Consider the following 25195-nt stretch of genomic DNA (forward strand, 5'->3'; position numbering starts at 1 on the left):
CCATCAATCAGAGAGGAGGCATCATGTTGCCAGAATTACAGCGCTCTATTACTTGGATACAAGGGACGGCGTTAACGATTGGGGCGGTTTTAGGATGCGGGATATTAATTTTGCCGTCTGTTACCGCGGATACGGCCGGTCCGGCTTCTTTATTTGTCTGGGTATTCATGTCTTTTTTATCTTTTCTTCTCGTCGGCACGCTGGCCCGGCTTGTGAAAATAGCGCCCAGCGCGGGAGGAATCACGGCTTATGTGCAGCTGGCCTTTCGAAAAAAAGCCGGAGCGATTTTGGGCTGGATCATGTTAGGGTCCGTTCCGATCGGCGTTCCCATCATCGCTTTGACTGGCGCGCATTACGTCAGTTACGTCACAGAGGCGGCGGATTGGCAGGTTACATCGATTGCTGGTTGTATGCTGGCTATATCTATTTTGCTTCATATGAAAGGGATTCAACTATCAGCAAACATCAGTACACTCGTCATATGTGTCATCGTATTTCTGCTTGTCCCTTCTATTGCTGTGTCATTGCCACACGTCACGATAGCAGAATTCAAGCCGTTTCTTCCGCATGGCTGGTCTGTTGCTGGATCTGTTTCTGTTATGATTTTTTTCTCTTTTGTAGGCTGGGAAATGATTACTCCATTGGCTGAGGAATTTCATCGCCCTGAAAAAGATGTCCCAATCAGCTTGTTCTTGGGAGCGTCTTGTGTGGCAGGGCTGTATATCATGCTGTCATTTGTGACGGTGGGGACTCATTCATATGGAGAGAATGGAGAAATTGCCTCGCTTGCCATGCTCATCTCAAAAGGAGCAGGGGAAAGCGGTGTATATGTTACGGTATGTTTAGCGCTGTTTATTACATTCGCCACCATCCATGCCAATATTGCTGGTTTTTCAAGAATGGTGTATGCATTGGCGAGAGAGGGGCACATTCCTGTATATTTTGGAAAACTCAGTGCGACAAAACGTACGCCTATTCGCGTTTTGACAGCGATGGCCGCAGTGTTTGGCTTAGTGCTTGCGGCGCATGGCCTGTTTCAAATCGATTTGACGACTCTGTTGAAAGGGCCGAGCGCGGCTTTTATCGCATCTTACATATGTACAATGGCGGCAGCACTGAAACTGTTGGGCAGGAGAGATATAGGCTGGTGGATGGCGCTCGGGGCATTTGTCGCGTGCGCGGTGATTTATTCATTCAGCGGCTGGGCACTGCTTTATCCGGCAGTGCTGGCAGCTGCAGGATATTTCTATATGAAAACAAAGGGTGGGCATAAAAAAAAGCTTGATCACGTTTTGTGATCAAGCTTTTCCATTTATCCGTTTTGATGCTCGTTATTTCCAGAATCACTGTGTTGAAACATGTAGGTCACAGGACAGAAGCGCAAGATTCCCGAACCCGCTTTCATGGCCCCCATAAAGATGTAAAAGAGATGCATTCTGCACCAAGGTTTTTTCGTAAACTTTGCACTGGCGGCTGACATAATCGTCAATCCGCAGGCGATTCTGAACACGGCATTGATGAGACTGATGTTTGGCTTCAAGGAAATCCGCTCCTTTTACTTAAAAAAGTTTTTTAACCGAACCTTCAAAAATTTGTAACGTTTTTATCGTGCGTGATGAGGAAGGATGTGATACCATGAGTCTAATACATGTAAAGGAGAGTATGTGAATGTCCGAACGCACCTTTAACTGGAAAAACAAAGACATCAGGGCACAGGTTGATGTTGTAGACTCAAAGCTGCTTCCAACGCTCCTTTTACGGAATGCTCTCGTCTTAAATCCATATGTAAAACAATGGCTGAAAAAAAACATTTGGATTTATCAGGACCGCATTGTTTATGTGGGTCATGAACTTCCGAATAGAGCCGAAGAAATTCATACGATTGATTGTGAAGGAAAATACATTGTGCCAGGTTATATTGAACCGCACGCACATCCTTTTCAAATATATAATCCCCAAACACTGGCGGAATATGTGTCTCAATACGGAACAACGACATTCGTGAATGATAACTTATTTTTGCTTTTGCAAAGCGGAAAAAAGAAAGCGCTTACGATTTTGAATGAACTCAAAAAGCAGCCTGTCCAGTATTTTTGGTGGTCACGCTATGACCTCCAGACCGAGGTTCTGAACGAGGACCACGTCCTTCCATTTGACGTCAGAAAACAGTGGATTGAACATCCGGATGTGATTCAAGGCGGAGAAATGACCGGGTGGCCTCGCTTGGTAGATGGTGATGATTTAATGCTCCACTGCATGCAAGCTACAAAGAAACAGCGAAAACGCATTGAAGGGCATTTTCCCGGCGCATCTGATAAAACGCTTACAAAAATGAAGCTGTTCGGTGCGGATTGTGATCATGAAGCGATGACAGGTGATGAAGTGATGAGAAGGCTGGAACTGGGCTATTATGTTTCCCTTCGGAACTCTTCCATTCGCCCTGATGTAAGAAAAATCTTGCAGGAGCTGCATGAGAAGGGCTTCCGCTATTATGACCACTTCTTTTTCACGACAGATGGCGCAACCCCGAATTTCTATAAAGGCGGCATGACAAACGAGCTGATTCGCATCGCGTTAGAAGAAGGCGTACCTGCAATCGACGCCTACAATATGGCATCATTTAATATCGCAAAGTATTACCAAATGGATGATTATTTAGGAGTTGTCGGACCGGGCAGACTGGCATCGCTGAACATATTGGAAGATCCGTTAAATCCGAATCCCGTGACTGTTCTGTCAAAAGGGACCATTCTGCGTGAAGACGGCTGTGATTTGAAGGCGTTTACAAAGACGGACTGGCACAAAGGCGGTCTTGTCCCGCTTGAGCTTTCATATGATATGACGATGGATGACTTGCAGTTTTCTATGCCGATGGGCGTGAAAATGCGGAATGCGGTTATTATGGAGCCGTATATGATTGAGATCGACAATTCGATGGAACAGCTCTCGTTTGACCATGATGAAAGTTATTTGACGATGCTCGACAGACACGGGAAATGGCGCGTCAATACGATGATAAAAGGGTTTGCCTCAAGCGTGCAGGGATTTGTAAGCTCCTTTACGACGACGGGCGACATTGTCGCGATTGGAAAAAATAAAGCGGATATGCTGCTCGCTTTTGCCCGCATGAAAGAAATCGGAGGAGGAATTGTTTTAGCGGAGAACGGAAACATTCTGCATGAAATCCCGCTTGCGCTGTGCGGCTGCGCCTCTTCGGAAGCGTATGAAGACGTGCTTGAGAAGGAACAAAAGCTGAAAGATCTTTTGACTGAAAGAGGCTATGAGTTTTGCGATCCTATCTATACGCTGCTCTTTTTGCAAAGTACGCACCTTCCGTATATACGCATTACGCCAAGAGGAATCTTCGACGTCATGAAAAAAACTGTACTCTTTCCATCGATAATGCGTTAAAATATAAAAGAGCAGGGAGCCGACATATGAAAAAATGGATGACAGTTTGCGCGCTGTGTTTCGTGTTTTTTCTGCTGGTATCCTGCCAGCAGAAGGATGCTGTCCCGGATACTGCAAAGAAGCTGAAAGCTCCTTTAACGGGGCTAAAGACTGAACAGAAGGTGACTGAACGCCGGCCTGTTGCTGTTGTGGTGAACAATCACCCGAAGGCGAGGCCGCAGTCGGGACTGTCTAAAGCCGACATTGTCATAGAAGCGCTAGCCGAAGGGCAAATCACAAGATTTCTGGCCATTTTCCAAAGCCAGATGCCTGAAACTGTCGGACCTGTGCGGAGCGCGCGGGAATATTTCGTCACTCTCAGCAATGGCTTTGACAGCATATTTGTCCATCACGGCTGGAGTCCCGGCGCCAAAGAGCAGCTAGAATCCGGAGCTGCTGATTATATGAACGGATTAGATTTTGACGGAAGCTTATTTTGGAGAGCTGATTTCAGCAAACCGCCCCACAATTCCTATACGTCTTATGATTACATAAAAAAGGCGGCAGAACAAAAGGGTTATAAGCTGAAGCCAGGAAACAAATCCGCTGCTGTTTCAAACATCAGATGCAAAACCTGCAAATGAATCTTACAATGTTCGGGTAGATTATGGAACAAATAACGTTACAAATCTTGTCGAATACAACTATGATAAAAAAGCTGAATCTTATACAAGAAGCTCTGATGGTGTCATAACGACAGACCGGGAAACCGGAAAGCCGGTTGCAATGCAAAATATTTTCATTGTTGAAGCCAGCCATCATATTATTGATCAAGATGGAAGGCGGGACATCGACTTGGAATCAGGAGGAAAAGGTCTGTTGTTTCAGCACGGAAACGTCATTGAAACAGACTGGAAACAAGTGAATGGCAGAATTGTGCCGGTAAAAGACGGCAAGTGGCTTCCGTTTGTGCCAGGAAAGACTTGGATCAATATCGTACCTGATCTTGATGCGGCTTCCATTAGTAAAGGAGAAGGTGTGTAACGATGCAAATCGATAAATTACGCGGCAAAGAGCTGGACCAGTTATTTAACTCGATCTTATCGCTGAAAGACCTGGAGGAATGTTACCGATTCTTCGATGATCTATGCACAATTAACGAAATTCAATCGCTGGCTCAGCGCCTTGAAGTGGCGCGCATGCTTCGCGAAGGAAACACGTATCATAAGATTGAAACAGAAACAGGCGCTTCCACGGCTACGATTTCCCGTGTGAAACGTTGCTTAAATTACGGGAATGACGCTTATGAAATGGCGCTTGACCGTGTGAAGGAGAATGAAACAGAGTCTTCTTCCAAATAAAAAACCGCCCTGCCGTTCGGCAAGGGCGGTTTCTTTATGAAACAAATTGATGGATCAGGTTGTCGATATCGATGATACTGCCATCCTCTTTCCGATAGACAACATGCTCCTTGGAAAAGTGAATCGGCGAATTGATCCCTGCTGCGGCTGCAAGATTAAACAGCCCCTCGCGCAGGGAAATGACGTAGTTGCAGACACGATGCTGTTTTTCCTCAACGCTCAACGCTTTTTGCAATTTCGGATCTGTCGTCGCCACACCTGCCGGACAGGTGTTGGTGTGGCAGACGAGAGCGCGGATGCAGCCAACGGAAAACATCATGCCGCGTGCGATGTTGACAAAGTCAGCGCCGAGGGCTAAGGCAACCGCGATTTTATCAGGGGTCAGGAGCTTTCCGGAAGCAAAGATTTTCAGCTGGCTGCGCAAGCCGTACTGTTTAAGAAGCGTGTCAACAATAGGCAGCGCTGTCATAATCGGAAGGCCGACTGTATCCGCGAGCTCGTAAAAGGAAGCTCCGGTACCGCCTTCACTTCCGTCGATCGTGATAAAATCCGGATGCTTTCCGCTTTTCTGCATATGAGAGAAAAGCTCATGCAATTCTTCAGGATGCCCTGCGACCAGTTTGATGCCGACTGGCTTTTGTCCGACATCTCTAAGTTTTTCAATAAAGTCGAGCATTTCAGGAGGGTTTGAGAATTCATAAAAGCGGTTCGGGCTGTCAATCGACTTTCCAGGTTCGACATTCCGAATGTCTGCCACTTCCTCTGATACTTTGGCGCCGTCCACATGGCCGCCGCGGGTTTTCGCTCCTTGTGCCAGCTTTAGCTCAAACGCTTTAATCTGGTCAATCCTGCTTTTTCTTTTAAATTCCTCCCATGAAAATTCTCCGTTTCTTTTGCGCACGCCGAATAGGCCCGGACCGATTTGGCAAATGATATCGGCGCCGCCCTTTAAGTGATACTCAGACAATCCTCCTTCACCTGTATTCATCCAGGTTCCGCCTGCCTGATGGAGCCCTTTTGAGAGCGCCGTAACAGCCCGTTCTCCAAGAGAACCGTAGCTCATGGCAGACTGGCCGACTAATCCCTTCACATAAAATGGCTTCTCGCATGTATGCTCGCCAATCACCTGTACATCATCAGGATGGAGAAAATACGGGTCTGCCTTGATATGTTCGGCATGCTCCTTGCGTTTGAACAGATTGTCAGCATCCATTTTATAGATTTGGGTATCAATTTTTGGCGTTTGATTTACGTGCATTTCTTCCCTTTGTTTTGGAAACATAGCGTTACGGATATAATAGCCAGGTTTATCAAAATCTCTTACAGATCCAAAGCCCATCATTCTGCTTTTGTATTTGCCGGAGATGACGGTTTGCTCATATTCCTTTCGTGAAAAAGGCTGCTCCTCATTGTCATTGCTGTATAAATACTGTCTGAGCTCCGGCCCGATTTTTTCAAGGATATACCGAAACCTTCCGATGACGGGATAGTTGCGAAGAATTGAGTGCTCCTGCTGTTTTTCATCCTTTATGTAGATCCAGGCAAACAAGACGATCGGGATAGCGATGATCCCAATGATAAATGCGATGAGTGCTATTATGATGGTTTCCATCTCTCAGCCTCCCTTTTTATGTAACCATTTCCACAGTTGAACACTTTCCAAACAATAGCAGAAGGAATTTGGTGAAAAATGTGTGCTCCTGCCGATACAGGACTCACCATGCAGGTACTGCCCTATGCTCTCTTTTTTTATGAAAATAGAATCAAAACACCTTTTTCAGTGAATAACGAGATTAACGGCTTTTTCCGTTTTTCCGCGCTATGTGAATTTGTTATAATGTTTAAATGGTAACAAACGAATGGAGGAACGTATGACGTGTACGATGTAACAGAGTGGAAGCATGTCTTTAAACTCGATCCAAATAAAGATTTGCCTGACGAACAGCTGGAGATTCTTTGCGAATCAGGAACGGATGCGGTCATTATCGGAGGCAGTGATGGTGTGACAGAGGATAATGTCCTGCGGATGATGTCTAAGGTAAGACGGTTTTTGGTACCGTGTGTCCTTGAGGTATCAGCGATTGAAGCGATCGTTCCCGGCTTTGACTTATATTTTATTCCGAGTGTATTAAACAGCAAAAACGCGGATTGGATTGTCGGAATGCACCAGAAAGCCATGAAGGAATACGGAGAACTGATGTCTATGGAAGAAATCGTGGCGGAGGGCTACTGCATCGCAAATCCAGATTGCAAAGCCGCGGCACTGACTGAAGCGGACGCCGATCTGAATATGGATGATATTGTCGCCTATGCGCGTGTGTCGGAGCTGCTGCAACTGCCGATTTTTTATTTAGAATACAGCGGCGTGCTTGGAGACATAGAAGCTGTCAAGAAAACGAAGGCTGTATTGGAAACGTCCACCTTGTTTTACGGCGGCGGCATCAAGGATGCGGAAACGGCCAAGCAGTACGCAGAGCATGCGGACGTGATCGTTGTAGGCAATGCTGTGTATGAAGATTTTGACAGGGCTTTGAAAACAGTAGCGGCTGTGAAAGGCGAGTAGTAAATTGTACGGATTTGGTTTATGATAGAACATATGTTTTGTATAGGCGGGTGAACAAATTTTGAATTATATTAGCAATCAATTACTAAGCGGTTTAAACCCCGTTCAGCAGGAAGCAGTCAAAACAACGGACGGGCCCCTTTTGCTGATGGCGGGAGCGGGAAGCGGAAAGACGCGTGTCCTGACACACAGAATTGCTTATTTAATGGCAGAAAAGCATGTGGCGCCGTGGAACATTCTGGCGATCACATTTACAAATAAAGCGGCACGCGAAATGAAAGAACGTGTGGAAAGCATCCTTGGACCCGGCGCGGACGATATCTGGATTTCCACATTCCACAGTATGTGCGTGCGGATCTTGCGCAGAGATATCGACCGGATTGGGATCAACCGAAATTTCTCCATCCTTGATACGGCTGACCAGCTTTCAGTGATCAAGGGGATTTTGAAGGAGCGCAATCTTGATCCGAAGAAGTTTGACCCGAGAAGCATCCTCGGCACGATCAGCAGTGCAAAAAACGAATTGACCGAACCGGAGGAATTCTCTAAAGTTGCCGGCGGCTACTACGATCAGGTGGTCAGCGATGTATATGCTGATTATCAGAAGAAGCTATTGAAAAACCAGTCGCTCGATTTTGACGATTTGATTATGACGACGATTAAACTGTTTGACAGAGTGCCGGAAGTGCTTGAATTTTATCAGCGCAAATTCCAGTACATTCACGTTGATGAGTATCAGGATACGAACAGGGCGCAATACATGCTCGTTAAGCAGCTTGCCGAGCGTTTCCAGAACCTTTGCGTTGTCGGGGATTCTGATCAGTCAATCTACAGATGGCGCGGCGCGGATATCACCAACATTCTTTCATTTGAAAAAGATTATCCGAATGCAAGCGTGATTTTGCTAGAACAAAACTATCGTTCAACGAAACGGATTTTGCGCGCGGCTAACGAGGTCATTAAAAACAACTCTAACCGCAAACCGAAAAATTTGTGGACGGAAAACGATGAAGGCATCAAGATTTCCTATTATCGCGGTGATAATGAGTTCGGTGAAGGACAGTTTGTGGCCGGCAAAATTCATCAGCTTCACAGCACAGGCAAGCGGAAGCTGTCGGATATCGCCATTTTATACCGGACAAACGCGCAGTCCCGTGTGATTGAGGAAACGCTTCTCAAAGCGGGTTTGAACTATAACATTGTCGGCGGCACAAAGTTCTATGACAGAAAAGAAATTAAAGACATTCTTGCGTACCTGCGCCTCGTATCCAATCCGGATGACGATATCAGTTTCACGCGCATTGTCAATGTGCCGAAGCGCGGAGTCGGCGCGACATCACTTGAAAAAATCGCTTCGTATGCGGCCATAAACGGCTTGTCCTTTTTCCAAGCGATTCAGCAGGTTGATTTTATCGGCGTCAGTGCCAAAGCGGCAAACGCGCTTGACAGCTTTAGACAGATGATTGAAAACCTGACCAATATGCAGGATTACTTATCCATTACAGAGCTGACAGAAGAAATTCTTGATAAGACGGAATACAGAGAAATGCTGAAGGCTGAGAAATCGATCGAAGCCCAAAGCCGTTTAGAAAATATCGACGAGTTCCTGTCTGTAACGAAAAACTTTGAACAGAAAAGTGAAGACAAGACACTCGTTGCGTTCCTGACAGACTTGGCGTTAATCGCAGATATTGATCAGCTCGATCAGAAGGAGGAAGAGTCAGGCGGCAAGGATGCGATCACCCTGATGACACTGCACGCCGCGAAAGGACTGGAGTTCCCGGTTGTTTTCTTGATGGGGCTTGAAGAAGGCGTCTTCCCGCATAGCCGTTCACTCATGGAGGAAGCGGAAATGGAAGAAGAACGCCGCCTTGCGTACGTTGGGATTACAAGGGCTGAACAGGAGCTTTATCTGACCAATGCTAAAATGCGCACCTTGTTTGGCCGGACAAATATGAACCCGGAATCTCGCTTCATTGCTGAAATACCGGATGATTTATTGGAAAACCTAAATGAGAAAAAAGAAACGAGAGCGACGTCTGCGAGAAAAATGCAGCCGAGACGCGGCCCTGTTTCACGCCCCGTATCCTACGCCAGCAAAACAGGCGGCGACACCTTAAACTGGGCAGTCGGAGATAAGGCGGGCCATAAAAAATGGGGAACAGGAACTGTCGTCAGCGTGAAAGGCGAAGGAGAAGGGACGGAGCTCGATATTGCCTTCCCGAGCCCTGTTGGCGTGAAACGCCTGTTAGCAGCATTTGCTCCTATTGAAAAGCAGTAATCGAAGAGGAAAGGAAGAAGCAGATGGACAAAGAAACAGCGAAGCAGCGGGCAGAAGAACTGCGCCGCACCATCAACAAGTATAGCTATGAATATTACACCCTAGATGAACCGAGCGTCCCTGATGCGGAATATGACAGATTGATGCAGGAGCTGATCGCGATCGAGGAGGAGCATCCAGACCTCAGAACGCCTGACTCTCCTACGCAGCGCGTCGGCGGAGCCGTGCTTGAAGCGTTTCAAAAAGTCACCCACGGCACACCGATGCTCAGTCTGGGCAACGCCTTTAATGCTGATGATCTTCGTGATTTCGACCGCCGTGTGCGCCAAGCCGTCGGCGATGATGTGGCGTATAATGTGGAGCTGAAAATAGACGGTCTTGCTGTTTCTCTCCGTTATGAAGACGGCTATTTTGTCAGAGGAGCCACCCGAGGTGACGGAACGACGGGAGAGGATATTACGGAGAATCTGAAGACGATCCGCAATATCCCCCTCAAAATGAACCGTGAGCTGTCGATCGAAGTGCGCGGCGAGGCGTATATGCCGAAGCGTTCGTTTGAAGCACTCAATGAGGAACGGATTAAAAATGAGGAAGAGCCGTTCGCCAATCCGCGAAATGCCGCGGCGGGATCTCTCAGGCAGCTCGATCCGAAAATTGCAGCGAAACGAAACCTCGATATCTTCGTCTACAGTATAGCGGAGCTTGACGAGATGGGTGTGGAGACGCAAAGCCAAGGGCTTGATTTTCTCGACGAACTCGGATTTAAAACGAATCAGGAACGAAAAAAATGCGGCGACATAGAAGAAGTCATTACGCTGATCGATGAGCTTCAGGCGAAGCGCGCTGACCTGCCGTATGAAATAGACGGCATTGTCATTAAAGTCGATTCCCTCGATCAGCAGGAGGAGCTCGGTTTTACGGCGAAAAGCCCGCGCTGGGCCATCGCGTATAAGTTTCCTGCTGAAGAGGTCGTGACGAAGCTTCTCGATATCGAATTAAATGTCGGCAGAACGGGTGTGATCACGCCGACCGCGATTCTTGAGCCGGTAAAAGTTGCCGGCACAACGGTCTCAAGAGCATCCCTTCATAACGAAGATTTAATTAAAGAGAAGGACATTCGGATTTTGGATAAGGTTGTCGTCAAAAAAGCGGGCGATATCATCCCGGAAGTTGTGAATGTCCTCGTTGAACAGCGCACAGGAGAAGAAAAGGAATTCAGTATGCCGACGGAATGTCCTGAATGCGGCAGTGAGCTCGTCCGGATCGAAGGAGAAGTGGCGCTTCGCTGCATTAACCCTGAATGTCCGGCGCAAATCCGGGAAGGGCTGATCCATTTCGTTTCCCGCAATGCCATGAACATTGATGGGCTCGGCGAACGAGTGATCACACAGCTGTTTGAGGAAAACCTTGTCCGCAATGTGGCAGATTTATATAAGCTGACGAAGGAACGAGTCATCCAGCTCGAGCGCATGGGCGAAAAGTCCACTGAAAACCTGATCAGCTCCATCCAAAAATCAAAAGAAAATTCGTTAGAGCGCCTGCTGTTTGGGCTTGGCATCCGTTTTATCGGATCAAAGGCCGCAAAAACGCTTGCCATGCATTTTGAAAGCTTGGAGAACCTGAAAAAAGCCTCTAAAGAGGAACTTCTCGCGGTAGATGAAGTCGGTGAAAAAATGGCTGATGCTGTGATCACCTATTTTCATAAAGAAGAAATGCTTGAACTCTTGAATGAACTTCAGGAGCTGGGCGTAAACACGCTCTACAAAGGCCCGAAAAAAGTAAAAGCAGAGGACAGCGACTCTTACTTTGCCGGTAAAACAATTGTTCTGACAGGAAAGCTGGAAGAGCTGTCAAGAAACGAAGCCAAAGCGCAAATCGAAGCGCTGGGCGGAAAGCTGACTGGAAGCGTCAGCAAAAACACAGACTTAGTCATCGCCGGAGAAGCGGCGGGAAGCAAGCTGACAAAAGCACAAGAGCTGAACATTGAAGTGTGGAATGAAGAACAGTTAATGGGAGAGCTAAAGAAATAAGAGGAGTGTTTTCTATTGAAAAAGACGTTGGCATTGGCGGCAACGGCGGCAGTATTAATGCTGTCTGCCTGCTCGTCAGGTTTTGGGGGGGAGAAGGAGGAAGAGATTACGCAAAAGACGGCGAAATCGTCAGAAAAAGCGATTGTCCCGAAATATAATATCTCTGACTCCTATTACAAAATGGTGCTGCCGTTTAAGGCAGGCAAAGCGCGCGGCTTAACAACGGAACAGCTGAACACTAGGCTGGACATTGACGAGTTTGAAACAGGGCTGATGCGTCTTGCCCAAGATTCTTTCTCGACTGACGATTATCTGTTCCAAGAAGGACAATATTTAGATGAGGATACAGTATTAAGCTGGCTGGCACGGAAAAAAACGGGCTCTGATTTGAAAAAAGCCGAAAAAGAAGATAAAAACTTCAAAAATGAAGGCTTGAACCCAGCGCTCCCGAGCTCTGGTTCAACAGAAGAAAAGAACGAAAGCAGCCCGATTTATTTAGCATCCATGCTTGAGCACGATTATTTAGTCAGAAAAGACAAGAATTCTATCCAGCTTGGCGGCGTAATGATCGGACTGGCGTTAAACTCCGTGTATTACTATCGTGAAAAAACTGGAGACCCGCAAAAAGAAGTGGAGATTAAGGACAGCACGCTCCGCCAGCAGGGAGAAAAAATTGCACAGGAGGTTATTAACCGCCTCCGCAAAAAAGATAACTTGAAGAATGTGCCGATTACCGTCGCACTCTACAAGCAGGCGTCAAAAACATCGATTGTGCCGGGGAACTTCATCGCCAAAACAGAGGTCAAAGCAGGCTCTACTGATATCTCAAATTGGGATGACATTAATGAAAAATATGTATTCTATCCGGCGGATACAACCACAGCAGAAAAATACCCGGATGACACCGAGGTCTTTAAGCGGTTCAAAAACTCAATTGAAGAATATTTCCCGAACTATACAGGCGTTGTCGGTACAGCGCTGTATGAAAATGATGAAATGAAGAAAATGAAGATTGACATACCAATGCAATTCTATGGAAAAAGTGAAGTTGTCGCGTTTACCCAGTTCTTAACGGGTGAAGTGATGGACTACTACTCTAAAGGCTCAGTTGATGTCGAAGTCAATATCACGTCCTCAGACGGACAGGAAGCGGTTATTATCCGCAATGCCGGAGATAAAGAGCCGACTGTTCACATTTATGACTGATAGAAAACCCTTGTGCCATATTGGCACAAGGGTTTTTATGTTACAATTAACAGGAAAAGGGAAATTATTTTCGCTTCTGCCGAAACACAAATCAAGGGGAGGTATGTTGATGCTGGAAATCGTGTGAAAACAATCATTATCAAATCTATAGCAATGAAAGGATGTTAGACGTGCATAAAGATATCAAAAAAATATTTCATGAAGAGCAGGTTTTGGCAGAAGCTGCAGCGAGATACGGTTTCTCAAAAGATCAGGTGCGTTTTCTGGCTGATGCGGAAAACTATGTATATGAATGTATGAAAGACAATCAACCTTATATTTTAAAGATTACCCATACGATTCGGAGATCTTCTGATTATATAATGGGAGAGATGGAATGGCTCCGTCACCTTGCAATAGGGGGAATTTCAATAGCCAAACCGCTCCCGTCGCTGAACGGAAAAGACGTAGAAGCAGTGCCGGACGGAAACGGCGGGTCATTTTTATTGAGAGTGTATGAGAAAGCTCCGGGGCAAAAAGTGGATGAATCGGACTGGAATGAAACGCTATTTTATGAGCTTGGCAGATACACAGGCAGCATGCACAGCCTGACAAAAAGCTACAAATTGAGCAATCCCGCTTTCAAAAGACAGGAATGGGATGAAGAGGAGCAATTAAAGCTGAGAAAATATGTGCCTGAAGATCAGATAAAGGTGTTTCAGCAAGCCGATTCTTTGATGAATGAACTGCGGAGGCTCCCGAAAAGCCAGGACAACTACGGCTTGGTGCATGCGGATCTGCACCATGGCAATTTTAACTGGGATCATGGCAAAATCACGGCATTTGATTTTGATGATATCGGCTACAACTGGTTTGTTAACGATATTAGCATTCTTCTCTACAATGTCCTGTGGTATCCTGTTGTGCCATATGATGATAAAGCTGCGTTTACAGAAGAATTTATGACGCATTTTATGAAAGGGTACTGGGAGGAAAATGAGCTTGACCCTGCATGGCTGATGATAATACCTGATTTCCTCCGCCTTCGCCATATGCTGATTTACGGATTGCTGCATCAGATGTTTGACCTTAACACAATAGGAGAAGAAGAAAAAGAAATGCTGGCCGGTTTCAGAAGAGATATAGAGAATGGCACGCCGATTACAGCATTTGATTTTTCAGCACTGGTGTAGATAGAAAAAGCCAATGGGATTCCAGTCCCATTGGCTTTTATAATGTATCACACTTCACGCCGACTACGCCTTCAATGGCTTTAATGTCATAGTAGACATCGGTCGTGTATCTGTTTTTATGGACGCGGACCTTCACTTCCATAATTGGAAAATCCTTTTCGCCCAGGTCGTCGATCCGAACGGAGTGTGCTTTGATATCTCTTCTTTTCATTTCTTTTAAAATCTCTGTCATTTTGTCTTTATCAGAAAGCGACATTCTGATGCGGATGTCTTTTTCCTGCAGGCGGTCGGGGCCGATTTTTCTGACCACCCATGGGAGAAACTCCACGCTGATCAGGATGAACAGAAGACTGGCAAACGCTTCTTTATAAAAACCGGCTCCCGTAGCAAGCCCGAGCCCCGCTGCCCCCCAGATCATGGCCGATGTCGTCAGGCCGGAAATGACATCATTGCTTTTTCGCAGGATGACACCGGCGCCGATAAACCCGACGCCGGAGATGATTTGTGCCGGCAGACGAAGCGGATCCATCATGATGCGGTAGTATTTAGGGAAATGATATGCCGCATTAATACTGACGATCGTCAGCATGCATGAGCTGACTGCGATGACAATACAGGTTTTTAATCCGAGCGGCTTATTTTTTAATTCGCGTTCAAGCCCGATGACCATGCCAATCAATGTGGCAATGCCCAATTTCAATAAAATATCAGGATCAATATACCAGCTCAACAGCAAACTTCCCCCTTCTCTATGGTGTTTTTAAATAAATATGATTTTCTCACAGTATTTATAGCAAAACAAGGGCACAAAAGCCACCAAGCTGCGCTTGATGGCTTATTGCTTACTTTTTGCGTTTTAACAGCTTTTCCATGACACCGAATAATCGGTAAGAGGCTTTTGCAGGACGTTTTGTGATCATGCTGACAATGATGCCGGCAATCATACTGAGAATAAACCCAGGGATGATTTCGTACACACCGGTTGATTTTGCCAGGCCGGTTGTAATCCAGATCAACACGGTCGCAGCCCCGACAATCATGGCAGCAAGCGCGCCCCATTCGTTCATTCGCTTCCAATACAGACTGAGCAGAATCGCAGGTCCGAAAGCTGAACCGAAGCCGGCCCAAGCGTATCCGACCAAATCAAGAATGGTGCTGTTCGGGTTCAATGACAAGAGTACCGCGATAACGGCAATGACTAAGACGGACAATCGCCCGATCATGACCAATTCTTTATCAGAAGCTTTTCGTCTGAAAAATGACCGGTATAAATCCTCTGTTACAGCACTTGCTGTGACCAAGAGCTGTGAGGAAATCGAACTCATGATGGCAGCCAAAATAGCTGACAATAAGAACCCTGTAATTAATGGGTGGAACAAGATTTTAGAGAAGATAATGAAAATCATCTCCGGATCTTTTACAGCAACTCCGAATTTATGGGCGTATGCAACACCGATTAAACCCGTCAGCACGGAACCTAGAACTGTAATGATCATCCAGCTCATGCCGATTCGGCGTGCAGGCTTCAAATCTTTAATGTTTTTAATCGCCATAAATCGGACGATGATATGAGGCTGGCCGTAGTAGCCCAAGCCCCAGGCTAAATAGGAAATAATGCTAATGACGCTCGCGCCTTTAAAAATATCCAATAAGTGTGGGTTAACAGCGCCGATTTCATGGAGAGTCGGAGCAACGCCGCCCACGTGGGTAAAAGCAACGATCGGCACAAGCACTAGTGCTGCAAACATGATCGCACCCTGCACGAAGTCAGTCAGACTGACAGCAAGGAAACCGCCAAACAGTGTGTATAATACTACAACTGCGGTGGTCAGAAACAAGCCTAATTTGTAATCCGCACCAAAAGCAGATTCAAACAGCCGTCCGCCAGATACCATACCGGAAGAGGTATACAATGTGAAAAAGATCATGATGATCAATGCAGATACGATTTTCAGCAGTGATGAAGAATGCTGGAATCGTTTATCAAAGAAATCAGGAATCGTAATCGCATCATCCGCCGCTTCTGTATAAGCACGCAGCCTTGGAGCCAGCAGCAAGTAATTTGAGTACGCCCCGATTGTAAGACCTAAAGCAAGCCATAAGGTGGACAGCCCTGTCGCAAACATCGCGCCGGGAACACCCATCAGCATCCATCCGCTCATATCGGCCGCGCCGGCAGACAAAGCAGTAACGAATGGTCCGAGGCCTCTTCCTCCAAGCATGTAATCATTGATGTCAGTGGTTTTCTTGAATGCATACCAGCCGATTAACAGCATGGCAATAAAGTAAATTCCTAAAGATATAATAATTTCAATACTCACGTTTTACCCTCTCTTCATTTCTAATAATGTTGCATCACCTCTCAAATTGATGGTGCCAGTTAAGCAGCCTGGCGTAAGTGCAAAACAAAAGAAATTCTTTTGCGGGTGCACTTGGTAACTTAACCTAACAAAGTATTCCCGGCCATTCAAGCGATGAAACATTGATCATAAGCTGGAAATACCGTTGCAAACCTAGAAGGGAATAAAGAATAAAACGCTTTCAAAAAATAATTAAAGTAAAAATATTCAGAAAAATATTTCGTTTCTCCTTCGCCTCATTTTAGTATAAAATATATAGGGTATTGTTTCGAAAACACAGGCCTGTCTTAAGGCGTTTTGTTGCTTTAAAGGGCTTGTTTTTGATATGATCAGTATTATATGACTTAACGGAGAAATATGTGGAGGTGGATCATATGTCACGAATTTCAATAGAAGAAGTAAAGCACGTTGCGCACCTTGCAAGACTTGCGATTACTGAAGAAGAAGCAAAAATGTTCACTGAACAGCTCGACAGTATCATTTCATTTGCTGAGGAGCTTAATGAGGTTAACACAGACAATGTGGAGCCTACAACTCACGTGCTGAAAATGAAAAATGTCATGAGAGAAGATGAAGCGGGTAAAGGTCTTCCGGTTGAGGATGTCATGAAAAATGCGCCTGACCATAAAGACGGCTATATTCGTGTGCCATCAATTCTGGACTAAAGGAGGGACACAAGAATGTCATTATTTGATCATAAAATCACAGAATTAAAACAGCTCATACATAAAAAAGAGATTAAGATTTCTGATCTGGTTGATGAATCTTATAAACGCATCCAAGCGGTTGATGATAAGGTACAAGCCTTTTTGGCATTAGATGAAGAAAGAGCGCGCGCATACGCGAAGGAGCTTGATGAGGCGGTTGACGGGCGTTCTGAGCACGGTCTTCTTTTCGGTATGCCGATCGGCGTAAAAGATAATATCGTAACAAAAGGGCTGCGCACAACATGCTCCAGCAAAATTCTCGAAAACTTTGATCCGATCTATGACGCTACTGTCGTTCAGCGCCTTCAAGACGCTGAAGCGGTCACAATCGGAAAACTGAACATGGACGAATTCGCCATGGGATCATCTACCGAAAACTCAGCTTACAAGCTGACGAAAAACCCTTGGAACTTAGAAACAGTTCCCGGCGGTTCAAGCGGCGGATCTGCGGCTGCGGTTGCTGCGGGAGAAGTTCCGTTTTCTCTTGGATCTGACACAGGCGGCTCCATCCGTCAGCCGGCATCTTTCTGCGGCGTTGTCGGATTAAAACCTACATACGGACGTGTATCTCGTTACGGTCTGGTCGCATTTGCGTCTTCATTAGACCAAATCGGGCCGATTACACGTACGGTTGAGGATAACGCGTTTTTACTTCAAGCGATTTCCGGCGTAGACAAAATGGACTCCACGAGTGCAAATGTGGACGTGCCTGATTTTCTTTCTTCATTAACTGGCGACATCAAAGGACTGAAAATCGCCGTTCCGAAAGAATACCTTGGTGAAGGTGTCGGCAAAGAAGCGAGAGAATCTGTCTTGGCAGCGCTGAAAGTCCTTGAAGGTCTCGGCGCTACATGGGAAGAAGTGTCTCTTCCGCACAGTAAATACGCGCTTGCGACATATTACCTGCTGTCATCTTCTGAAGCGTCAGCGAACCTTGCACGCTTTGACGGCATCCGCTACGGCTACCGCACAGACAACGCGGATAACCTGATCGACCTTTACAAGCAAACGCGCGCTGAAGGTTTTGGAAATGAAGTCAAACGCCGCATCATGCTCGGAACGTTTGCTTTAAGCTCAGGCTACTACGATGCGTACTACAAAAAAGCGCAAAAAGTGCGTACGTTGATTAAGAAGGATTTCGAAGACGTATTTGAAAAATATGATGTTATTGTTGGACCGACTACACCGACACCTGCGTTTAAAATCGGTGAAAACACGAAGGATCCGCTCACAATGTACGCAAACGATATCTTAACGATTCCGGTCAACCTTGCCGGCGTACCGGGAATCAGCGTGCCATGCGGATTAGCAGACGGTCTTCCGCTCGGCCTGCAAATCATCGGAAAACACTTTGATGAAAGCACTGTATACCGCGTTGCTCATGCATTTGAACAAGCGACAGACCATCATAAAGCAAAACCTGAACTGTAAGGGGTGAAAAGAATTGAACTTTGAAACGGTAATCGGACTTGAAGTCCACGTTGAGTTAAAAACAAAATCAAAAATTTTCTCAAGCTCTCCAACGCCATTCGGCGCGGAGGCGAATACGCAGACAAGCGTCATTGACCTCGGATACCCGGGCGTCCTGCCTGTCCTGAACAAAGAAGCCGTTGAATTCGCAATGAAAGCCGCTATGGCGCTCAACTGTGAGATCGCAACGGATACGAAGTTTGACCGCAAAAACTATTTCTATCCTGACAACCCGAAAGCGTATCAGATTTCTCAATTTGATAAGCCAATCGGCGAAAACGGCTGGATCGAAATTGAAGTCGGCGGCAAAACAAAACGCATCGGCATCACGCGCCTTCACCTTGAAGAGGATGCCGGAAAGCTGACGCATACAGGCGACGGCTATTCTCTTGTTGACTTCAACCGTCAAGGAACGCCGCTTGTTGAGATCGTATCAGAGCCGGACATCCGCACGCCGGAAGAAGCGTACGCGTATCTTGAAAAGCTGAAATCCATCATCCAATATACAGGCGTTTCTGACTGTAAAATGGAAGAAGGCTCACTTCGCTGTGACGCCAATATCTCTCTTCGTCCGATCGGCCAAGAGGAATTCGGCACAAAAACAGAATTGAAAAACTTGAACTCCTTTGCGTTTGTTCAAAAAGGCCTTGAGCATGAAGAAAAACGCCAGGAGCAGGTTCTTCTTTCCGGCGGCGTCATCCAGCAAGAAACTCGCCGTTATGATGAAGCAACGAAGAAAACCATTCTTATGCGTGTCAAAGAGGGATCTGACGACTACCGTTACTTCCCAGAGCCAGATCTAGTCGAGCTCTACATTGATGATGAATGGAAGGAACGCGTAAAAGCAAGCATTCCTGAGCTTCCGGATGAGCGCCGCAAGCGTTATATCGAAGAGCTTGGCTTGCCTGCATATGACGCGATGGTTCTGACGCTGACAAAAGAAATGGCTGATTTCTTCGAAGAAACCGTTCAAAAAGGCGCTGAAGCTAAACAAGCGTCTAACTGGCTGATGGGTGAAGTGTCAGCTTACCTAAACGCAGAACAAAAAGAGCTTGCCGATGTTGCCCTGACACCTGAAGGCCTTGCCGGCATGATCAAATTGATTGAAAAAGGCACCATTTCTTCTAAGATCGCGAAGAAAGTGTTTAAAGAATTGATTGAAAAAGGCGGCGACGCTGAGAAGATTGTGAAAGAGAAAGGCCTTGTTCAGATTTCTGACGAAGGCGTGCTTCTGAAGCTTGTCACTGAGGCGCTTGACAACAATCCTCAATCAATCGAAGACTTTAAAAACGGAAAAGACCGCGCGATCGGCTTCCTAGTCGGACAGATTATGAAAGCGTCCAAAGGACAAGCCAACCCGCCGATGGTCAACAAAATTCTGCTTGAAGAAATTAAAAAACGCTAATAAAAAAGCAGCCCTTAGAGGCTGCTTTTTTTATGGTCAAATTGAGATAAAGACAGAGATGAGGGCCCGAAGCCTTTCAACTTCTTTGTCGTTGGTTCCGGTCAAATTGGACAGCATGCCTTTAATAATCGGTTTGCGCGGTTTATCCTGAGCCAATTCTTCCTCGATAACATCAAGTGACACGGTGATATCCTCGGGCAGCGTGCTGTTTTCTTTCACTTTCTGAATGTCCTCAAGCAGCTGGTCTTTCCCCGCAGGCATCGGGTTGAAAATGTCTTTTGGCACAATCGGATTGAGTGCTGAACGGCTCAGCCCCTGTACAAGATCATCCAGTCTTTCAATAATAAAGGCTGAGATTTCTTCTGCATCGATATTAAGCTCACCGTTAAATACCATCACGTTCATATAAGAATGCACAATGCCTCTTGCCATAATGGACAGATCTGCGACATACCGCTCGATTCCTTTTCCATAGGACGACAGCAAGGCGTTCCGGTACAGCTTATCCGTCTCCATGGTTACTTTGTAAAAGTATTGCTTGATTTCTTGATTTTCCGGAATGATATTTTCGGTAAGCAAAAGTACGATAAAATCTTTATGATCACGAAAATCCTCAAATTGAGCGCCAATTTGTTTTTTCAAAACTTCTTTAGGCGGCTTTCCAGCAAGATCTTCTTCTATATTTTTCATTTTGTTCATAGACATACCGATATAATATTCACAGGCAGATAACAGCAGCGCTTCTTTCGATTTGAAGTGCAAATAAAAAGCGCCCTTCGAAATGCCGCATTCACTGGCGATTTCTTGGATCGTCGTAGCTGCGAATCCTTTTTTCGCAAATAAACGAATGCTGGTTTTTATGATTCTCTCTTTTTTTTCATTCATGACGTGCTTCCCCTTAATCCTTGAAAAATTTAGTAAAATTTTCTGGTATATGAGTTGACGTTGTTGCGTTATAACGTTTAGTATTATATAGAATGACCAGTCAGTCAATAAAAAATGTAATGGAGGATATGATGAACCACGTTATTAATTTCGTTCTGAAAAACAAATTCGCCGTATGGCTGATGACGATTATTGTAACGGCAGCCGGCTTGTATGCGGGTATGAATATGAAGCAAGAGTCTATTCCTGACGTGAATATGCCTTACTTGACGATCAGCACGACATATCCGGGTGCGACACCAAGCCAAGTGGCTGATGAAGTGACCAAACCGGTTGAACAAGCCGTGCAGAACTTGGACGGTGTCAGCGTTGTGACGTCGACGTCCTATGAAAACGCATCGTCGGTCATGATTGAATATGATTATGAGAAAGATATGGACAAAGCGAAAACAGAAGCAGCTGAAGCGTTAGAAAACGTCAGCCTGCCTGATGACGCGAAGGATCCGGAGATTTCACGCTACAGCTTGAACTCATTCCCGATTCTGACGTTAAGTGTGTCCAGTGATAAAGATAACCTGCAAGAGCTGACGAAAAAAGTGGAGGACAGCCTCGTTTCTAAGCTTGAAGGCATAGAAGGCGTTGCGTCCGTCCAAGTATCGGGCCAGCAGGTGGAAGAGGTTGAATTCTCTTTCAAAGAAGACAAACTGAAGGAATACGGCCTTGATGAAGATACAGTCAAACAAGTGATTCAAGGTTCAGATGTGACAACTCCGCTTGGATTGTACACATTCGGAAATGAAGAAAAATCTGTCGTCGTCAGCGGCGATATTGAAACAATTAAAGATTTGAAGAATATGAGAATCCCGACGGCATCAGCTTCAAGTGCAGGCAGCAGTGCAGCATCTCAAGCGGCGGCGCAGAGTGCACAGGCAGCCCAAAGCGCACAAGCGGCAGCACAGGCGCAGCAAAGCGCAAGCACAGCAGTGCCGACGGTCAAGCTTTCTGACATTGCTACAATTAAAGATGTGAAAAAAGCTGAATCCGTTTCACGCACAAATGGCAAAGACAGCATCGGCATCAACATCGTCAAAGCAAACGATGCGAATACGGTAGAGGTTGCCGACAATGTCAAAGCTGAGCTGAAGAAGTTCAAAGAAGACCATAAAGGCTTCAATTACAGCGCAACTCTCGACATGGCGGAGCCGATCACACAGTCAGTTGACACGATGTTAAGCAAAGCCATCTTCGGTGCTATTTTTGCGATTGTGATTATTCTCTTATTCTTAAGAGATATCAAATCAACATTAATTTCGGTAGTTTCAATTCCATTATCATTGCTGATCGCACTCCTTGTGCTGCAGCAGCTTGATATCACATTGAATATTATGACGCTCGGCGCAATGACCGTTGCCATCGGACGTGTAGTCGATGACTCCATCGTTGTCATCGAGAACATTTATCGCCGAATGAGACTCAAAGACGAGCCGCTCCGCGGAAAAGCCTTGGTTCGTGAAGCGACGAAGGAAATGTTTAAACCGATCATGTCATCAACGATTGTGACAATTGCGGTATTCCTGCCGCTCGCACTTGTAGGCGGACAAATCGGTGAGTTGTTTATTCCGTTTGCCTTAACGATTGTTTTTGCGCTTGCCGCATCCCTGGTGATTTCAATCACGCTTGTGCCGATGCTCGCACACAGCCTGTTCAAAAAATCATTAACCGGTGCGCCGATTAAAGCGAAAGAACACAAACCTGGCAGACTTGCAAACATCTATAAAAAAGTATTGAACTGGGCGCTGAGCCACAAATGGATCACGTCTATCATCGCTGTTCTGATGCTCCTTGGAAGCTTGTTCCTTGTACCGTTAATCGGTGCCAGCTACCTGCCGTCCGAGGAAGAAAAAACGATGCAGCTCACATACAGCCCAGAACCGGGTGAAACGAAAAAAGAAGCCGAAAATGAAGCTGAAAAAGCAGAAAAAATCCTGCTTGACCGCAAGCATGTCGATACGGTTCAGTATTCATTAGGCTCTGGCAGCCCGCTTGCCGGAGGAGATTCTAACGGTGCGTTATTCTATATCAAATATGAAAGCGACACACCTGATTTTGATAAAGAAAAAGATAACGTTCTGAAGGAAATCCAAAAGCAATCTGACCGCGGAGAATGGAAGTCACAGGACTTCAGCTCTTCAGGCAATAACAACCAATTAACATACTATGTGTATGGCGATTCTGAAAACGATATTAAAGACACGGTTAAAGACATTGAAAAAATCATGAAGGATGAAAAGGATCTGAAAAACGTAAATTCAGGCCTTTCCAGCACATATGATGAGTACACATTTGTCGCTGACCAAGAAAAACTAAGCAAACTCGGTTTAACTGCGTCTCAAATTTCTCAGGCCTTAATGTCACAAACATCACAAGAACCGCTCACAACTGTGAAAAAAGACGGCAAAGAGCTTGATGTGAACATTAAGACAGAAAAAGACGAGTATAAGAGTGTGAAAGATTTAGAGAATAAAAAGATCACTTCCGCGACTGGCCAGGAAGTCAAAATCGGCGATGTGGCAAAAGTGAAGGAAGGATCAACATCAGATACCGTGTCAAAACGTGACGGAAAAGTCTATGCGGATGTCACAGGTGAGGTTACATCTGACAACGTCACAGCCGTATCAGCTGCTATCCAGAAGAAAATCGATAAGCTAGACCATCCTGATAACGTATCGATTGACACAGGCGGCGTATCAGCGGATATCGCTGATTCCTTCACGAAGCTCGGTTTAGCGATGCTGGCAGCAATAGCGATCGTTTACCTTGTGCTCGTGATTACCTTCGGCGGAGCACTAGCGCCATTTGCGATTCTGTTCTCATTACCGTTCACAGTCATCGGTGCCCTGGTCGGACTTTACGTATCAGGTGAAACGATCAGTCTGAACGCAATGATCGGTATGCTTATGCTGATCGGTATCGTTGTCACGAATGCCATTGTCTTAATTGACCGCGTGATTCATAAGGAAGCGGAAGGCCTGTCTACGAGAGAAGCGCTCCTGGAAGCCGGCTCTACACGACTCCGTCCGATCCTGATGACAGCCATTGCGACAATCGGCGCCTTGATTCCATTAGCCCTCGGCTTCGAAGGCGGAAGCCAGGTCATTTCAAAAGGACTCGGCGTCACGGTTATCGGCGGTTTGATCAGTTCAACGCTTCTGACGCTCTTGATCGTGCCAATCGTATATGAAGTATTGGCGAAGTTCCGCAAGAAAAAACCGGGAACGGAAGAAGAGTAAAAAACTAAAAGCCTCAGCTCTGCTGAGGCTTTTGTGCGTTTTCACCTGTAAGATTATGTACATTTTGTTGCGATTTTTTTAACTCATAGTATAATTAAAGGTTGTTAGTGTAAAAATGGATCGGATACTCTTAAGTAGGATGATGAGATAATGAAACGTGCACGCATAATATACAATCCGACTTCAGGACGGGAGATCTTTAAAAAGCATCTTGCCCAGGTCCTGCAAAAATTTGAACAAGCCGGCTATGAAACCTCCACCCATGCAACGACATGCGCAGGAGACGCTACACACGCTGCCAAGGAAGCGGCATTGCGTGAGTTTGACCTGATCATTGCGGCAGGCGGAGACGGAACGATCAACGAGGTCGTCAACGGGCTTGCGCCTTTAGACAACCGTCCGACACTCGGTGTGATTCCAGTCGGCACCACGAACGACTTCGCCAGAGCGCTCGGCATTCCGCGAGAGGATATTTTAAAAGCGGCAGATACGGTCATTAACGGCGTCGCCCGCCCGATTGATATCGGACAGGTCAACGGCCAGTATTTTATCAATATCGCCGGAGGAGGCCGCCTGACGGAGCTGACGTACGACGTGCCAAGCAAACTGAAAACAATGCTAGGCCAGCTTGCTTATTATTTAAAGGGAATGGAAATGCTGCCTTCACTTCGTCCGACAGAAGTCGAGATTGAATATGACGGCAAGCTGTTTCAAGGTGAAATCATGCTGTTTTTGGTCACGCTGACAAATTCCGTCGGCGGGTTCGAAAAGCTCGCGCCGGATTCCAGCCTGAATGACGGCATGTTTGATTTGATGATACTAAAGAAAGCAAACCTTGCTGAATTTATCAGGGTCGCAACGATGGCGCTTCGCGGCGAACATATCAACGACCAGCACATTATTTATACAAAAGCGAACCGCGTGAAAGTCAATGTATCAGAAAAGATGCAGCTGAACCTGGACGGCGAGTACGGCGGCATGCTGCCGGGCGAATTCGTGAATCTGTATCGACACATTCACGTCGTCATGCCGAAGGAGAAAGCGGAACAGCTGGATGACTAAAACTTGGCTGGTA

At 46.1% G+C, this 25195-nt stretch carries 17 protein-coding genes and 2 pseudogenes; 14 read left to right on the forward strand and 5 right to left on the reverse strand.

Going from position 1 to position 25195, the window contains the following annotated elements; all coding sequences use genetic code 11:
- Positions 1-23: 23 nt before the first annotated feature.
- On the forward strand, positions 24-1298 hold the full coding sequence (locus KXZ66_RS03500) for an APC family permease (RefSeq protein ID WP_041851229.1): 1275 nt from the start codon (positions 24-26) through the stop codon (positions 1296-1298).
- Between the two features lie 14 nt (positions 1299-1312).
- Here the strand turns inward: KXZ66_RS03500 and KXZ66_RS03505 are convergent, their stop codons facing one another.
- Positions 1313-1540, reverse strand: coding sequence for a YgaP family membrane protein (locus KXZ66_RS03505; protein ID WP_003233931.1), 228 nt, complete (start codon positions 1538-1540; stop codon positions 1313-1315).
- Positions 1541-1668: 128 nt separating this feature from the next.
- Between KXZ66_RS03505 and KXZ66_RS03510 the strand changes: the two genes are divergently transcribed.
- The 3 genes and pseudogenes from KXZ66_RS03510 to KXZ66_RS03520 all read left to right on the forward strand — a co-directional run bounded on the left by KXZ66_RS03510 (position 1669) and on the right by KXZ66_RS03520 (position 4751).
- Positions 1669-3411 carry an adenine deaminase gene (locus KXZ66_RS03510; RefSeq protein ID WP_021481298.1) on the forward strand — a complete coding sequence of 581 codons (1743 nt, stop codon included), beginning with the start codon at positions 1669-1671 and terminating at the stop codon, positions 3409-3411.
- Positions 3412-3437: 26 nt separating this feature from the next.
- Positions 3438-4434: pseudogene (locus tag KXZ66_RS03515) on the forward strand (DUF3048 domain-containing protein).
- A gap of 2 nt (positions 4435-4436) precedes the next feature.
- Positions 4437-4751 carry a YerC/YecD family TrpR-related protein gene (locus tag KXZ66_RS03520; protein ID WP_014479070.1) on the forward strand — a complete coding sequence of 105 codons (315 nt, stop codon included), beginning with the start codon at positions 4437-4439 and terminating at the stop codon, positions 4749-4751.
- Positions 4752-4785: 34 nt separating this feature from the next.
- Here KXZ66_RS03520 and KXZ66_RS03525 read toward each other — a convergent pair whose 3' ends face one another.
- Positions 4786-6363, reverse strand: a complete 1578-nt coding sequence (locus tag KXZ66_RS03525) for an FMN-binding glutamate synthase family protein (RefSeq protein ID WP_041851227.1) — start codon at positions 6361-6363, stop codon at positions 4786-4788.
- Between the two features lie 264 nt (positions 6364-6627).
- On the opposite strand from KXZ66_RS03525, the gene KXZ66_RS03530 reads away from it, so the two are divergent.
- From KXZ66_RS03530 to KXZ66_RS03550, 5 genes are all read left to right on the forward strand, one after another.
- Positions 6628-7314 carry a heptaprenylglyceryl phosphate synthase gene (locus KXZ66_RS03530; RefSeq protein WP_003233922.1) on the forward strand — a complete coding sequence of 229 codons (687 nt, stop codon included), beginning with the start codon at positions 6628-6630 and terminating at the stop codon, positions 7312-7314.
- Positions 7315-7375: 61 nt separating this feature from the next.
- Positions 7376-9595, forward strand: a complete 2220-nt coding sequence (gene pcrA / locus KXZ66_RS03535; protein ID WP_003233919.1) for a DNA helicase PcrA — start codon at positions 7376-7378, stop codon at positions 9593-9595.
- Between the two features lie 23 nt (positions 9596-9618).
- Positions 9619-11625 carry an NAD-dependent DNA ligase LigA gene (gene ligA / locus KXZ66_RS03540; protein ID WP_021481294.1) on the forward strand — a complete coding sequence of 669 codons (2007 nt, stop codon included), beginning with the start codon at positions 9619-9621 and terminating at the stop codon, positions 11623-11625.
- Between the two features lie 15 nt (positions 11626-11640).
- Entirely contained in the window at positions 11641-12831 is a 1191-nt protein-coding gene (locus KXZ66_RS03545) for a CamS family sex pheromone protein (protein ID WP_014479076.1), read from the forward strand.
- Positions 12832-12992: 161 nt separating this feature from the next.
- Entirely contained in the window at positions 12993-14003 is a 1011-nt protein-coding gene (locus tag KXZ66_RS03550) for a phosphotransferase enzyme family protein (RefSeq protein WP_072175454.1), read from the forward strand.
- Between the two features lie 37 nt (positions 14004-14040).
- Here KXZ66_RS03550 and KXZ66_RS03555 read toward each other — a convergent pair whose 3' ends face one another.
- The gene (locus KXZ66_RS03555; RefSeq protein ID WP_010886431.1) at positions 14041-14739 is read right to left on the reverse strand and encodes an MgtC/SapB family protein; all 699 of its coding nucleotides are present in this window, start codon (positions 14737-14739) and stop codon (positions 14041-14043) included.
- Between the two features lie 106 nt (positions 14740-14845).
- Positions 14846-16324: a proline transporter OpuE gene (gene opuE, locus KXZ66_RS03560; RefSeq protein WP_003233905.1), complete on the reverse strand. Its 1479-nt coding sequence runs from the start codon at positions 16322-16324 to the stop codon at positions 14846-14848.
- A 413-nt stretch (positions 16325-16737) separates the two neighbouring features.
- Here opuE and gatC point away from each other — a divergent pair, with 413 nt between their 5' ends.
- Genes gatC through gatB form a run of 3 tightly spaced genes read left to right on the forward strand, consistent with a single transcriptional unit; the run spans position 16738 to position 19945 of the window.
- Entirely contained in the window at positions 16738-17028 is a 291-nt protein-coding gene (gene gatC, locus KXZ66_RS03565; protein ID WP_003219442.1) for an Asp-tRNA(Asn)/Glu-tRNA(Gln) amidotransferase subunit GatC, read from the forward strand.
- A gap of 15 nt (positions 17029-17043) precedes the next feature.
- Entirely contained in the window at positions 17044-18501 is a 1458-nt protein-coding gene (gene gatA, locus KXZ66_RS03570) for an Asp-tRNA(Asn)/Glu-tRNA(Gln) amidotransferase subunit GatA (protein WP_003233901.1), read from the forward strand.
- Between the two features lie 13 nt (positions 18502-18514).
- Positions 18515-19945 (forward strand): Asp-tRNA(Asn)/Glu-tRNA(Gln) amidotransferase subunit GatB, encoded by a 1431-nt coding sequence (gene gatB / locus KXZ66_RS03575; protein ID WP_003219444.1) that lies wholly within the window; start codon positions 18515-18517, stop codon positions 19943-19945.
- A 14-nt stretch (positions 19946-19959) separates the two neighbouring features.
- On the opposite strand, the pseudogene KXZ66_RS03580 reads toward gatB, so the two are convergent.
- Positions 19960-20830, reverse strand: a pseudogene (locus KXZ66_RS03580) (TetR/AcrR family transcriptional regulator).
- A 131-nt stretch (positions 20831-20961) separates the two neighbouring features.
- On the opposite strand from KXZ66_RS03580, the gene srfP reads away from it, so the two are divergent.
- A complete protein-coding gene (gene srfP, locus KXZ66_RS03585) occupies positions 20962-24120 on the forward strand; it encodes a surfactin resistance protein SrfP (protein WP_041851222.1) in 3159 nt (1052 codons plus the stop codon).
- A gap of 150 nt (positions 24121-24270) precedes the next feature.
- Positions 24271-25182, forward strand: coding sequence for a diacylglycerol kinase (locus KXZ66_RS03590; RefSeq protein ID WP_003233894.1), 912 nt, complete (start codon positions 24271-24273; stop codon positions 25180-25182).
- Positions 25183-25195: the final 13 nt, after the last annotated feature.

It is taken from the genome of Bacillus sp. LJBS17 (genome assembly GCF_019334685.1).
Classification (GTDB): domain Bacteria; phylum Bacillota; class Bacilli; order Bacillales; family Bacillaceae; genus Bacillus; species Bacillus subtilis.